A 13,960-nucleotide genomic window follows, 5' to 3' on the forward strand; every position below is an offset into this window, starting at 1 on the left:
CCCCTCTCGACGGCCGGTGCCAGCCGACCGCCCTCCACCTTTCCATCGTCGGGGAGTTCCTCATGGACATCGCCGCACTGATCGCCTGGGTGGTCACCGCCCTGGGCGGCTTCTACCTGCTCGGCACCTGGATCCAACGCGGCGGGATCCGGCAGCAGCAGTCCGGCACCAGCCGCCTGCCCGCACCGGTGATCTTCGGGCACTTCGCCCTGGCCGCGATCGGCCTGGTGGTGTGGATCATCTATGTCGCGGCCGACAAGGACGCCCTGGCCTGGACCGCGTTCGGTCTGCTGCTGCCGGTCGCCCTGCTCGGCTTCACGATGCTGGCCCGCTGGATCCCCGTCTACCAGTCCCGTTCCAGGGCCCAGGCCACCCCGGCCGCCACCGCTCCGGGCACGGACGGGACCGTTCCCGCCGAACGGCACTTCCCGCTGCCCGTGGTCGTGGCGCACGGCCTGCTCGCCGTCGCCACCCTCGTCCTGGTCCTGCTCACCGCCCTTGGCGTCGGTGGCAGCTGACGCGAACGAGCCTCCGCACCGGACCGTATGGCAGCCGCTCCGGGACGCCCGACGTCCCGCGCAAACCCCTCACTCATCGTCGAACCGGCCGAAACCTTGACCGTCGACAGTGAGTCACCGTCACCGCGCAGGCACGGAGCGAGTTCGCCCTTCCGCGTCACAGGGAGTCATGTGAAACTGTCGTCCCGTCCGCCGTCCCCCACGAGAAGGGCGCCGTGCGTTCCCTACCTCTGCCCCTGGCCCTGACCGCACGCCTGTCCCCCGTGGCCGTGCTCGCCGCGGCGGGCTGGGCGCTGTCGTCCGGCCCGCTCGCCGCGCCGCAGGCCGCCGAGCACAAGCCGGCCGACGAGAAGACCGAGACCCAGTCCGCGTCCGCCCCGTCGACCTCGACGGAGTCGAAGGCCTACGCGGCCGCGCCGGCGCCGTGCGAGAGCGTCGCCAAGAAGACGGTCGAGTCGCTGGTGCCGGGTGCCAAGACGGCCGGGAAGGAGATTCCGTCCACGGACTCGGACTTGCGCCGTACCTGCTCCTGGAACGCCCTCAAGGGGTACGACTACCGCTGGCTCGACGTGTCCTTCGAGGTGATGGAGTCGGACGAGGCGGCGGGGAAGGCCTACAAGGGGCGCACCGAGGAGAAGAGCGGCGGCGGCCCCGTCCCCGGTCTGGGCGACACCGCGTACTCCATCGTCAACCTCACCACCGAGGACAAGCAGCAGACCCGCGAGGGCCAGGTGTTCGTCCGCGCCTCCAACGCGCTGGTGATCGTCACGTACAACGGCAGCGACTTCGAGTCGAAGAAGGCGCCGAGCACGGACACGATCAACAAGGGCGCCATCAAGGCCGCGAGGGAAGCGGTGGCCGCGCTGGAGGGCGGCAAGGGCTGACCGTCCTCCAGCATCCGCGTCCGCGTCGTGTCCGTGTCGTGCGCGTGCCGGGTCAGACGGTGGCCCGGTTCCCGCCCCGTGCCGCCATCAGCACCAGGTACAGCACCATCGACGTGCCCAGGCCCACCGCCCAGCCGTAGTCGGCCAGATCGGCCAGTGCCGGGATGGGGCGGCCGTCGATCAGCGGCTTGAAGCTGGCGCCGCCGACGGCGAGGACACCGCCGGCCACGAAGGCGACGACGGCCCGCCAGTTCCAGCCGCCCTCGTACCAGTAGCGCCCGCCCGTGCGGTACAGGTCGGCCAGGTCGAGCCGGGAGCGGCGCAGGATCCAGTAGTCGGCGATGAGGATGCCCGCGACGGTGCCGAGCAGGCCGCCGACCAGCCCGAGCCAGGTGAAGATGTAGCCCTGCGGGTCGGAGTACAGCTTCCACGGGAAGATCAGCACACCGAGGACGCAGGTGGCGAGCGCGCCCGCCCGGAAACTGATCTTCCGCGGCGCGATGTTGGAGAAGTCGAACGCCGGTGAGACCAGGTTGGCCGCGACGTTGACGGACAGCGTGGCCACCAGGACGGTGACGAGGGCGAACAGCAGGCCCACCGTGTTGTCGGTCCTGGCCGCGAGCTGTACCGGGTCCCAGATCGCCTCGCCGTAGACGGCCTGCGAGCCGGAGGTGACCATCACGGACAGGAACGCGAACAGCGTCATGGTCGTCGGCAGACCGAGGGCCTGACCCCACGTCTGTGCCTTCTGGCTCTTGCCGTAGCGGGTGAAGTCGGGGATGTTCAGCGACAGCGTCGACCAGAAGCCGATCATGCCCATGAGGGCGGGCGCGAACAGCTTCCAGAAGTCGGCGCCCCAGCCGAGCTTGGACGGCTGGTCGAACAGCGGGCCGAAGCCGCCCGCCTTGTCGCTCATCCACCACAGCATCACGAACGCACCGACGAGCACGAACGGCGCCGCCCAGTTCTCGAACCGGCGGATGGTCTCCATGCCGCGGTAGATGATGACGACCTGGAGCGCCCAGAAGATCGCGAACGACAGCCACATCGTCCAGGCGTAGCCACCGACCTTCGCCGCGTCCGCCCAGCCGCTGCCGATGAGCTTGCCGGCCAGGAAGTAGATGGCCTCGCCGCCGATCCAGGTCTGGATGCCGAACCAGCCGCACGCCACCAGCGCCCGTACGACGGCGGGCAGGTTGGCCCCGCGGATGCCGAAGGAGGCCCGGGCGAAGACGGGGAAGGGTATGCCGTACTTGGGCCCGGCGTGCCCGGTGAGCAGCATCGGTATCAGCACGATCACATTGGCCAGGGCGATGGTGAACACCGCCTGCTTCCAGTCCATGCCGACGGCGATGAGACCGGAGGCCAGGGTCCAGGAGGCCGTGTTGTGGGCCATGCCGACCCACAGCGCGGAGAAGTTGTACGTCGTCCAGGTGCGCTTGTCGACGGGGACCGGCAGCAGGTCCTCGTTGGCGTAGGGCCCGGTCGGCGCGGGGGCGCCCGGGGCGATCTCCACCCGGCCGTCGGCGAGGGTGACTTGGGTGGTCGGCGGTGGGGCCGTGGGAGCGGTGTCGGTCATGGGCCAGGCCAATCAGGGGAAGTGGGTCGGGAAAGGCCATGCGGGTGGCGCCGATGGGGGGTGCGCTCGACAAGCGTCCTGGGCCCCCTCCCCGGGCCGCCGGGAAGGGGGAGTTCGAAGGGGGTGCCGCGGGGAGGAGGTCAGGCGTTGACGGCGGGGATCACCCGCGATCCGTAGGTGTCGATCACGGCTTCCTGCGCGTCGTGCATGTCGTAGACGGCGAACTGGTCCACACCGAGGGCGCGCAGCGCGTTCAGCTTCTCGACGTGCTTCTCGACCGGGCCGATCAGACAGAACCGGTCGACGATCTCGTCGGGCACGAACTGGGTGTCCGGGTTGCCGGCGCGGCCGTGGTGGGAGTAGTCGTAGCCCTCGCGCGCCTTGATGTAGTCGGTGAGTTCGTCGGGGACGGCGGCCGAGTGCTCGCCGTACTTGGACACCAGGTCGGCCACGTGGTTGCCGACCATCCCGCCGAACCACCGGCACTGGTCGCGCGCGTGGGCGAGCGCCTCGGGCGAGTCGTCCTCGGTGACGTAGGCCGGGGCGGCCACGCAGATGGTCACCGCCGACGGGTCCCGGCCGGCGGTGACGGCCGCGTCCTTCACGGCCTTGACCATGTACTCGGTCAGGTACAGGTCGGCCAGCTGGAGGATGAACCCGTCGGCCTCCTCGCCGGTCATCTTCAGGGCCTTGGGTCCGTACGCGGCCATCCACACGGGGAGTTCTGCGCCCGGCCCGATCCACGGGAACCGGACGACCGTGCCGCCGCCGAGGTCGGCCTCCTGGCCGCTGCCGAGGGCCCGGATGACCTTCATGGCCTCGCTGATCCGGGCCAGCGTGTTGGGCTTGCGGCCGGCCACGCGCATCGCGGAGTCGCCGCGGCCGATGCCGCAGACCGTGCGGTTGCCGAACATGTCGTTGAGGGTGGCGAAGGTGGAGGCGGTGACCTCCCAGGTGCGGGTGCCGGGGTTGGTCACCATCGGCCCGACCTTCAGTTTCGTGGTGTTGGCCAGGATCTGGCTGTAGATCACGAACGGCTCCTGCCACAGCACGGCGGAGTCGAAGGTCCAGCCGTACGAGAATCCGTTCCGTTCCGCGCGTTTCATCAGGCTGATCACCCGCGAGGCCGGCGGGTCGGTCTGCAGGACGAGTCCGAAGTCCATCTGCGCCACTCCTAGTTGAGGTACTGACAGGTGGAACGCGGGGTGAAGACGCCGTGCCCGGCGTGCCCGGTGTACTCCCGCTCGGTGATGACCGGTACGCCGCGCGAGAGGACCGTCTCGACCCGGCCGGTGACGCGCTTGCCCTCGTACGCCGAGTAGTCGACGTTCATGTGGTGGGTTTCGGCCGACATGACCTGCTCGGCGTGCGGGTCGTAGATGACGACGTCGGCGTCGGCGCCCGGCGCGATGGTGCCCTTCTTCGGGTAGAGGCCGAACATCCGGGCCGGGGTGGCGCAGGCGATCTCGATCCACCGGCGGCGCGAGATGTGCCCGTCCAGGACGGCCTGGTGGAGCAGGTCCATACGGTTCTCCACACCCGGCAGACCATTGGGGATCCTGGAGAAGTCGCCGCGGCCGAGTTCCTTCTGCCCCACGAAGCAGAAGGGGCAGTGGTCGGTGGAGACCACCTGGAGGTCGTTCGTCCGCAGTCCCTGCCACAGCTTGGCCTGGTGCTCCTTCGGCCTGAGCGGGGTGCTGCACACGTACTTCGCGCCCTCGAAGTCCGGCTCGGCGAGGTTGTCGGTGGACAGGAACAGGTACTGCGGGCAGGTCTCGCCGAAGACGTTCAGCCCCTCGTCGCGGGCCCGCGCCAGCTCGGCGACCGCCTCCGTCGCCGAGACGTGCACGACGTACAGGGGCGCGCCCGCGACCTGCGCGAGCTTGATGGCGCGGTGGGTGGCCTCGGCCTCCAGCAGGGCCTTGCGGACCTCGCCGTGGTAGCGCGGGTCGGTCTCGCCGCGGGCCAGCGCCTGCTCGACCAGGACGTCGATCGCGATGCCGTTCTCGGCGTGCATCATGATCAGGCCGCCGTTCTCGGCGGAGCGCTGCATGGCGCGCAGGATCTGGCCGTCGTCGCTGTAGAAGACGCCCGGGTAGGCCATGAACTGCTTGAAGGAGGTGACGCCCTCCTCGATCAGCAGGTCCATCTCCTTGAGCGTCTCCTGGTTCACGTCGGAGACGATCATGTGGAAGCCGTAGTCGATGGCGCAGTTGTGCTCGGCCTTGGCGTGCCAGGCGTCGAGGCCCTCGCGTAGGCTGTGCCCGACGCTCTGCACGGCGAAGTCGATGATCGTGGTCGTGCCGCCCCAGGCGGCGGCGCGGGTGCCGGTCTCGAAGGTGTCGGAGGCGAAGGTGCCGCCGAAGGGGAGCTCCATGTGGGTGTGGGCGTCTACGCCGCCGGGGATGACGTACTTTCCTGTGGCGTCGATGACTCGGTCGGCGGTGAATGTTTCGGCGGCGGGTGTGCCGGTGGCTGCGAGGGCGGCGATGCGGCCGTCCTCGATCAGGACGTCGGCGTGGATCTCGTCGGATGCGGTGATGACGAGGCCGCCGCGGATGACTGTACGGCTGCTCATGTCGTGGTCGCTCCTCGCGGTGGATGCGTGCCGGTTGTCGGTGGTTGCTCGCGCCCGCGCGGCGGTAGCCGCATGTCGAATACGGCCCCGCGCCCCTTAAGGCGTGTCCCCAGCGGGCGTTTCAGGGTGCTGTCAGTGGCCCGTACGCCCCCGGGGCCCTGTCCCGGTAGAACTGCCAGCGGTCGCGGACCTCGCGGAGTTTGGCCATGTCCAGGTCGCGGACCACCAGTTCGGGTTCCTTGTCGCTCGCCACCTCGCCGACGAACTGGGCCTCCGGGTCGACGAAGTACGACGTCCCGTAGAAGTCGTTGTCGCCGTACTCCTCGACCCCCACCCGGTTGATCGCGCCCACGAAGTACTCGTTGGCGACGGCAGCCGCCGGCTGCTCCAGCTGCCAGAGGTAGCCCGACAGGCCGCGGGAGGTGGCCGAGGGGTTGAAGACGAGTTCGGCGCCCGCGAGGCCGAGTGCGCGCCAGCCCTCGGGGAAGTGGCGGTCGTAGCAGATGTAGACGCCGACCTTGCCGACGGCGGTCTCGAAGACCGGCCAGCCGGAGTTGCCGGGGCGGAAGTAGAACTTCTCCCAGAAACCCCTCACCTGCGGGATGTGCGTCTTGCGGTACTTGCCCAGGTAGGAGCCGTCCGCGTCGATCACGGCGGCGGTGTTGTAGAGGACGCCGGGCTGCTCTTCCTCGTACATCGGCAGGACCAGGACGATGCCAAGTTCCTTGGCGAGGGCCTGGAAGCGGCGGACGATCGGGCCCTCGGGGATCTGCTCGGCGTACTCGTAGAAGGCCGGGTCCTGGACCTGGCAGAAGTACGGTCCGTAGAACAGCTCCTGGAAGCACAGGACTTGGGCACCCTGCGCGGCCGCGTCGCGGACCGCCTGCTCGTGGACCTGGATCATCGACTCCTTGTCGCCCGTCCAGGCGGTCTGGAAGACGGCGGCACGGATCACTCGGCTCATCGGGACCTCCGGTCGCTCGGTGTGCCGTGAGCCTAGGAAGCCGGGAAGCGCACTTTGAGTTGCACCGTGTCACGTCTGCGGGCGTGCGGCGTGTCACCGTGTCACTCTGCCGTGAGCCCATGTTTCACCGCCGTTTTCCCAGGTGGTCGGGTGTTTCACTGCTGTTGCGCGTCGTGCGCGAGGAGTGCGATGTGCACCGAGGCGGCCTGCTCGAAGTCGTCGAGGTCCACCCCGAGGCGGACCTGTATGGCTTCCAGGCGGCGGTAGAGGGCGGGCCGCGAGACGTGGTGGAGCTGGGCGGTCCGGGACTTGTTGCGACCGGTGGCGAGGTAGGTGCGCAGGACGGACAGCAGGTCCTCGTCGGTCTCGCACAGCAGCCCGTCCAGCTCCCGCTCCGCGAAGGACTGCACGTGCGGATCGTCGCGCAGCAGGCGGATCAGGCCCCGCAGGTGGACATCGCGCAGGCGGACGACCGGCGGGAGGTCGAGGGCGGCGGCGGAGTCGGCGACGGCGTCCGCCACGTGCTGGGCCTCGCGCAGTCCGGCGGGGACGTCCTCCCAGACGGCCCGGGGGTCGGCCGCGGCGACGACCGTGCGGGACGGGCCGGACTCGGTGCGCAGCCGGGTCGCGAAGTGCGCGGCGAGGGCGTCCGCGTCCTGGTCGCGGGGCAGGCTGAGCAGCACGGCGGTGGCCCCGTCGGCCAGCTCGGCGACCAGCCCGGGCAGGCCCAGCAGACGGAGCAGCCGGTCGAGCCGGGCGGTGTCGCCGTCGCGGACGACCAGCGGCACGAACGTCCGCCGGTTGACCGGCAGCCCGGCCGCGCGCGCCCTGGGCAGCAGTTGCCGCGCCGGTACGACACCGCTGACCAGGTCGGTCAGCAGGCTCTGCGCGGACTGCTCCTCCCAGGAGCACGCGGCGCCGCCGCCGAGCATGCGGTGCAGCACGAGGGCCTCGGCGGCGCGGTCGGCCAGCAGCCGCCCGGTGGCGGTGTCGCCCCGGTAGCCGCACAGCACGATCCGGCCCCAGCGCTCCCCGCGTCCGCCCAGCTCGGCCCGGATCCAGCCGTCGCCCTCGGTGCCTCCGGCCTGGCGGGCGATGCGCTCCCAGTCGCGCAGCACGTCGTCCACCGCCGGCCGCTCCCCCGCCGTGCCGAGGACGCGGTGGGCGAGGTTGGTGACGACGACCGGGCAGGCGCTGTGCCGGGCGACCTCGTCGAGCAGGCGTTGCAGCGGGGCGCCCGCGGTGATGAGGGCGGTGAGTTCGGTGCGGACGGCCTCGGAGAGGCTGACGGCGGCGAACTTGCGCCGCACGAGCCGTGACTGGACCTCCTCGGTCAGCTCGGCGAAGGGGAAGGGCCGGTGCAGGACGACCATCGGCAGCCCGCACCGCTCGGCGGCCCGGCGCATCACGGCCGGTGCGGCGGGGAAGGCGCGGCCCAGTCCGAGGACAACGGCGGCGGCTTCCGCGCGGTGCAGCGACCGGACGTACTCGGCCTGCTTCTCCTCGTCGCCGGCGAGCAGCACACCGGTGGTGAGGACCATCTCGCCGCCGCTGAGCATCACGCCGACGTCGGCGGCCTCGGCGACGTGCACCCAGCGCACCGGCCGGTCGAGATGGCTCGCGCCGGCCACCACCTCGGGCTCCCCGGCGAGCACCCGCTCCAGGGTGAGGACCTGCCGGACCGACAGCGCGGGTCCCAGGGAATCCAAGGTGATGGTCATGGTGCCGTTCCCTTGTTCAGTGCACTGCTACTGGATGCTCCTCAGAGCGTTCTCGAGGATCGCGGCGCCTTCCTCGGCCTCCGCGACGTTGAGGGACAGCGGCGGGGCGACGCGCAGGGCGCTGGTGTTGTGGCCGCCGCCCTTGCCGATCAGCAGGCCGCCCTCGCGGGCCGCCTCCAGGACGGCCGCTGCGGCCTGCGGGTCGGCCTGGTCGGTCCCCGGCCTGGTGATCTCGATGCCGATCATCAGTCCGCGTCCGCGCACCTCCCGTACGGCCGGCACCTGCGCGGCGGCGGACCGCAGCCGCTCGATGAGCATGCCGCCGACGCGCCGGGCGTTGCCCTGGAGGTCGTGTTCCAGCAGGTAGTTGAGGTTGGCGAGGCCCGCCGCCATGGTGATCTGGGTGCCGCCGAACGTGGAGATGCTGTTGGAGTCGAGGCAGTTCATGATCTCGGAGCGGGCGACGACGCCGCCGATGGACATGCCGTTGCCGATGCCCTTGGCGAAGGTCATGATGTCCGGCGGCCCGTTCCGGCCGTGGGCCTGCCAGCCCCAGAAGTGTTCGCCGGTGCGGCCCCAGCCGGTCTGCACCTCGTCGGCGATCCACAGGACGCCGTGCTCGTTCAGCACCTCGCGGAACGCGGCGTAGAGCCCGTCGGGCGGTGAGGTGAAGCCGCCGATGCCCTGGATGGGTTCGGCGATCAGCGCGGCCGGGGCGCGGGTGTGCCCGAGCAGGTCGACCAGGTCGTCGACGCAGGCCGCGATGAAGTCGTCGTCGCCGAGGGAGGCGTACGGGCCGCGGGTGCGCACGCCGCCGTGGACGTACAGCGTCTGGAGCGGGGACAGCGAGGTCGGGGACCAGCCGCGGTTGCCGGTGATGCCGACGGCGCTGAAGGAGCGGCCGTGGTAGCTGTTGCGCATGGCCAGGACCGTGTTGCTGCGCCGGTAGGTGGTGGCGAGCAGGAGGGCGGTGTCGTTGGCCTCGGTCCCGGAGGTGGTGAAGAAGACGCGGGCGTCCGGGATGCCGCTCAGCTGGGCCACGCGCTCGGCGAGTTCGACCATCGGCCGGTTGAGGTACAGGGTCGACGAGTGGATGATCCGCCCGGCCTGCTCGCTCACCGCCTTGGTCACCTCGGGCAGGGCGTGCGCGGTCATCGTGGTGAGGATGCCGCCGAAGAAGTCGAGGTACCGGTTGCCGTGGGCGTCCCAGACGTGACGGCCCTCGCCGTGGGTGATCTCGAGGGGGTCCTCGTAGTAGAGGGCGAGCCAGTCGGGGAGCACGGCCCGGTGGCGGCCCAGCAGGTCGTTGGTCACGGCTGCACCAGTCCTTCGTAGGCGTCGGGGCGGCGGTCGCGGTAGAAGGCCCACGTCTGCCGCACTTCTTCGATGAGGTCGATGTCCAGGTCCCGGATCACGAGCTCCTCCTGGCTGTCACTGGCGACGTCGCCCACGAACTGCCCGCGGGGGTCGACGAAGTAGCTCGTACCGTAGAAGTCGTTGTCGCCGTACTCCTCCTGTCCGACGCGGTTGATCGCGGCGATGTAGTACCCGTTGGCGACGGCCGCCGCGGGCTGCTCCAGCCGCCACAGGTGGGACGACAGGCTGCGGTGGGTGGCGGAGGGGTTGTAGACGAGCTGGGCCCCGGCCAGGCCGAGTTGCCGCCAGCCCTCCGGGAAGTGGCGGTCGTAGCAGATGTAGACGCCGACCTTGCCGGCCGCCGTGTCGAAGACGGGCCAGCCGAGGTTGCCGGGCTTGAAGTAGAACTTCTCGCGGAACCCCTTGAGCTGCGGGATGTGGTGCTTGCGGTACTTGCCGAGGTAGGTGCCGTCGGCGTCGATCACGGCCGCGGTGTTGTAGTAGAAGCCGGGCTGCTCCGCCTCGAACACCGGCGCGACGATCACCATGCCGGTCTCGCGCGCGAGGGCCCGCATGCGCCGCACGGTCGGCCCGTCGGGGACCGGCTCGGCCCAGCGGTAGTGCTCCGGCTCCTCGACCTGACAGAAATAGGGGCTGTTGAAGACTTCCTGGAAACCGATGATCTTCGCGCCCCGGCGGGCCGCCTCGCGGGCGTGCTCCTCGTGTTTCGCCACCATGGACTCGGTGTCGCCGGTCCAGGTGGCCTGGACCAGGGCGGCACGTACGACGTTGGCCATGAGCTGCTCCTTCGACGCGACGTCTGCGCCTCTACGCCCGTAGAAGCGGGCCGTAGAGCCACGAACGTAAGCCTCCGGCTCGGGCTTGCCAAGACCATCGTCGCCAACCCGCGGTGCCGGGCGCGATTCGCACTCCTGTGGGTGAGTCGCCGGGGGCACGAGATGCCCGGTCAGGCAGGGAATCCGGCGACCCGGAGGGCGTGCACGAGGTCCCAGCGGCGCTCGTCCGACACCCCCCGGGCGGCCTCCAGCAGGAGCGGTACGAGGGTCTGCGGACCGGGCTCGGCGCTGCGGGCCGCCTCCTCGGGGGTGCGCGCCCTGACGTACGCGTCGAGCAGCACGCGCACCTCGCGGTCACGCCCCGCGGCGACGAGCCCGAGGACTGCCTCTCCGATCTCGCCCGGGGGCCGGGCGACGCCCTGCCGCAGGATCTGCTGCCCGTCGCCCGCGCGCCCGGCCGCGCCCAGCGCGTCGGCCGCGGCGACCAGCCGCCCGGCGGGCAGCGAGGCGGCCTCCCAGAGCAGGGTCTGCCAGTCCGCACCGAGCCCGGCCCGCTCCAGCTCGTGCGCGAGCAGCGGGAACCGGACCGGGGCCCAGGACGCGGCCTCGGCCAGCAGAGCGTGCGCCTCGCCGCTGCGCCCCTCCTTCCGCAGCCGCGCGAGGGTCTCGACGGCCCGTGCGACGTCCCTCCGCTCCGCCCCACCGGCTCCCACGGCCCGCGACTCCGCCCGCTCCTCCCCCACGTCCTCGGCGGCCCCGGCGAACCGCGCACCACGGGGCGTACGGCGGCCGGTCGCGGGGGCGGGGTCAGGAAGCAGCGGCACAGCACCGGAGGGCGCGACGACGGGTGCGGCATCCTCCTCGACCATCCCGGCGAACCGGGCACCGCCGCGGCGGCGTTTGCGTTGCTTGGGGGCCGGGACTTCGGTAACGGCTGGGGGTTCTGGGGCGTCCAGGGTTTCCGGGGTGACTGAAGATGCAGGTGTGGCCAGGGGTTCGGGGACGACTGGGGCCGTTGCGGCAAAGGCGCCGGGCGCACCGCTGGCTGCGGCTTCCCGGGAGGCACCCCAGCCGGCCCGGCCCTCACGCTCGCGGGCATCGGCCCGAGCCTCCCGCGAGGCGGCACGCCCCGCCGGAAACTCGGCGTCGCGGGCATCGGCCCAGCCGGCCGGAGCCCCGAAGACGCCGGACGCGCCGTCGGCCGAGGCCTGCCGCGAGCTGGCACGCCCCGCGTGAAACTCGCCGTCACCCCCATCTGCCCCGCGAACCGGAGCCCCGGAAACGCCGGAGGCACCACCACCCCCGGCTTCCCCCGAGGCACCCCAGCCGGCCCGGCCCTCACGCTCGCGGGCATCGGCCCGAGCCTCCCGCGAGGCGGCACGCCCCGCCGGAAACTCGGCGTCGCGGGCATCGGCCCAGCCGGCCGGAGCCCCGAAGACGCCGGACGCGCCGTCGGCCGAGGCCTGCCGCGAGCTGGCACGCCCCGCGTGAAACTCGCCGTCACCCCCATCTGCCCCGCGAACCGGAGCCCCGGAAACGCCGGAGGCACCACCACCCCCGGCTNCCGCGAGGCGGCACGCCCCGCCGGGAACTCGCCGTCATGGGTGCCGGGGCGCCCTGTCGGGTCCGTCCCGGCGTCCGTATGCCGGGGGGCATCGCGGCCGGCCACGCCCGTCACGCCTGACGCCGGGTCGTCGCGGTGCCAGGGCGTGGCAGGCGTACCGGGGTCGTACGGGCCGCCCGGGGCTGGTCGCCCACGGCCGCTGTTCGGGGACGGGCCGTCAGCCGTGTGCCCGTGGGCCCCTGCCGGGCGACCGTCCTCCGGCGCCGTCCCAGGGCTCGCCCCCCTGCCGGATCCTGCTCGCGAACCCCTGTCCGCCGCCACGAAGCCTCTGCCGTCCGGCCTGCGGCGCCACGCGCCCGACCAGGCAGCGTCGGCCCCGACCGGGGATGCGCCGCCGCGACCGTCCGAAGCCGCGCCCGCGGCAGACCCGGGCCCGCCGTCACCCTGCCCGTCACCGTCATCCCACACCCCGTGGAACACGCCCCGCTCGCGGCGGTCCAAGTCGGCCATCCGGGCCCGGAGTTCCGCGCAGCGCGCTGTCGCGCGTTCGTGGTCGTCGTGGGCCCAGGCGAGGTCGAGGCGGAGGGCGTCGGCCTGTTCGCGGGTGGGGGCGGTGGCGAGGAGGCGGGTCAGTTCCGCCTGGCGCTCGGCGGCGTACTTCTGTTCGCGGAGCATGACGTCGAGCCGGTCCCCGAGGGCGTCACGGCCACCGGGCCGGGCATCGTACGCGGCGAGTGCGGCGGCATGCAGGGACCGGGCGCGTTCCGTCTCCGGGCCCGCGCCTCCCGGGCCGTACTGCCCGGCCAGGTCCTGCAACAGCGCCTCGACCACGTCCCACGGCGGCATCTCACGCCCGTCGAGACAGGCCCGCATGCCCTCGGGGTCACGCTGCCAGAACACCGCGCACCAGCCCCCGGACGGGTCCAGTCGTGCCAGCAGACCGTCCAGGTAAAGCACGAACTCCCGTACGTCACTCGGGAGTCGATCCGCCGCCATCGCTCAACTCCCACCCGACCGGAGCACTCCGCCCAGTAGGCAACACCAGTCGTGTTACAGCCGTGCTACGGCGAGTTTTCACACGCGGCGCAGGAGCCTCAGCGCCGCGTCGTCAGACCGGCACCGGTACGCACCGCACGGCCGGCTCGTCCAACGACAGCCCGAGCGTCGACCGAGCCGTTCGCCGCGTTCGCGCTCTTCGGGGGTGAGAAGGGTGCGCGCCATGCCCCCGTTCGCGCCAGGTCGTCGCCCGCGCCCTGACGGCCGCGCGGAAGGCCGCTGACGTGGGCGTCTCCCTGCTGGAACTGGACGAGGTGGCGCACGACGCACTGCGCGAGGCGGGCGCGACATCGTCCACGCGATCGGCACCGTCTGCCGCGCCGCGGGCTACGGCATCCCGGACGGCTTCGGCGGCCACGGCATCGGCCGCCGGATGCCCGAGGACCCCTCGGTGCCGGGCCGTCCGGGGCGCGGGATGCGGCTGCGGCACGGATCGGCATGGCGCCGGCGATCGAACCCATGGGCATCGCGGGCGGCACGGACACCTTCCACGCGGCCCCCGACGGCCGGCCCTGAAGACGGACGACGGCTCCCGCGCGGCCCGCGCGGAGTACACGGCGGCGATCACGAACCCGGGGCCGAGGAATCCTGACGGCGCGCTGACGCACGCCAGGATTGCCTGGTATGCCCCGAAGGTGCCTCTCGTCCACGATCGTGCGAAGGTGTTCTACGAGCGCGCCCCAGGTGTAACGGGCTGCCACCCGGGTTACCCGACCCCGGCACGTCGACCAGCGAGGGCGTCCCCCGCCCGCGCGCCGGGGACGCCGGGAACGGAAGGCCCATGAGCAGCGGCTTCACCAGCCCGGAGGGCTACGGCTCGGATCCCTTCGGAGAATTCCTCGCACGCTTCTTCGGCGGACCGCGTCCCGGTCCACGGCAGATCGACATCGGCCGGCTGCTCAGTCAGCCGGCCCGGGAGCTCGTCCGCGGCGCCGCCCAGTAC

General features: G+C 71.9%; 9 protein-coding genes and 3 pseudogenes. 3 read left to right on the forward strand and 9 right to left on the reverse strand.

Annotation, left to right across the window (positions count from 1 at the left end):
* Positions 1 to 62: 62 nt before the first annotated feature.
* Both GTY47_RS04060 and GTY47_RS04065 read left to right on the forward strand, forming a co-directional pair.
* Positions 63 to 518 carry a hypothetical protein gene (locus tag GTY47_RS04060; RefSeq protein ID WP_010038848.1) on the forward strand — a complete coding sequence of 152 codons (456 nt, stop codon included), beginning with the start codon at positions 63 to 65 and terminating at the stop codon, positions 516 to 518.
* 215 nt (positions 519 to 733) lie between these two features.
* On the forward strand, positions 734 to 1,402 hold the full coding sequence (locus tag GTY47_RS04065; protein ID WP_010038850.1) for a hypothetical protein: 669 nt from the start codon (positions 734 to 736) through the stop codon (positions 1,400 to 1,402).
* A gap of 52 nt (positions 1,403 to 1,454) precedes the next feature.
* Here GTY47_RS04065 and GTY47_RS04070 read toward each other — a convergent pair whose 3' ends face one another.
* The 9 genes and pseudogenes from GTY47_RS04070 to GTY47_RS40640 form a co-directional block, all read right to left on the reverse strand.
* On the reverse strand, positions 1,455 to 2,981 hold the full coding sequence (locus GTY47_RS04070) for an NCS1 family nucleobase:cation symporter-1 (RefSeq protein ID WP_010038857.1): 1,527 nt from the start codon (positions 2,979 to 2,981) through the stop codon (positions 1,455 to 1,457).
* A gap of 140 nt (positions 2,982 to 3,121) precedes the next feature.
* Positions 3,122 to 4,144, reverse strand: coding sequence for a TIGR03842 family LLM class F420-dependent oxidoreductase (locus GTY47_RS04075; protein WP_010038859.1), 1,023 nt, complete (start codon positions 4,142 to 4,144; stop codon positions 3,122 to 3,124).
* 11 nt (positions 4,145 to 4,155) lie between these two features.
* Positions 4,156 to 5,559 carry a dihydropyrimidinase gene (hydA, locus tag GTY47_RS04080; protein WP_010038862.1) on the reverse strand — a complete coding sequence of 468 codons (1,404 nt, stop codon included), beginning with the start codon at positions 5,557 to 5,559 and terminating at the stop codon, positions 4,156 to 4,158.
* 121 nt (positions 5,560 to 5,680) lie between these two features.
* Entirely contained in the window at positions 5,681 to 6,523 is an 843-nt protein-coding gene (locus GTY47_RS04085; RefSeq protein WP_010038864.1) for a nitrilase-related carbon-nitrogen hydrolase, read from the reverse strand.
* A gap of 155 nt (positions 6,524 to 6,678) precedes the next feature.
* Entirely contained in the window at positions 6,679 to 8,244 is a 1,566-nt protein-coding gene (locus tag GTY47_RS04090) for a PucR family transcriptional regulator (protein WP_010038866.1), read from the reverse strand.
* A gap of 27 nt (positions 8,245 to 8,271) precedes the next feature.
* Positions 8,272 to 9,558, reverse strand: coding sequence for an aspartate aminotransferase family protein (locus tag GTY47_RS04095; RefSeq protein ID WP_010038867.1), 1,287 nt, complete (start codon positions 9,556 to 9,558; stop codon positions 8,272 to 8,274).
* The gene (locus tag GTY47_RS04100; RefSeq protein WP_010038870.1) at positions 9,555 to 10,397 is read right to left on the reverse strand and encodes a nitrilase-related carbon-nitrogen hydrolase; all 843 of its coding nucleotides are present in this window, start codon (positions 10,395 to 10,397) and stop codon (positions 9,555 to 9,557) included. The genes GTY47_RS04095 and GTY47_RS04100 overlap by 4 nt, the downstream gene beginning before the upstream one ends.
* Positions 10,398 to 10,567: 170 nt before the next feature.
* Positions 10,568 to 11,317, reverse strand: a pseudogene (locus tag GTY47_RS04105) (hypothetical protein); the annotation flags it as partial.
* A 1,133-nt stretch (positions 11,318 to 12,450) separates the two neighbouring features.
* Positions 12,451 to 12,957: pseudogene (locus GTY47_RS40640) on the reverse strand (hypothetical protein); the annotation flags it as partial.
* Positions 12,958 to 13,190: 233 nt separating this feature from the next.
* Here GTY47_RS40640 and GTY47_RS40645 point away from each other — a divergent pair.
* Positions 13,191 to 13,601 (forward strand): annotated as a pseudogene (locus GTY47_RS40645) (M24 family metallopeptidase); the annotation flags it as partial.
* Positions 13,602 to 13,960: the final 359 nt, after the last annotated feature.

This window comes from Streptomyces sp. SID5464 (assembly GCF_009862985.1).
Taxonomy (GTDB): Bacteria; Actinomycetota; Actinomycetes; order Streptomycetales; family Streptomycetaceae; genus Streptomyces; species Streptomyces chartreusis_D.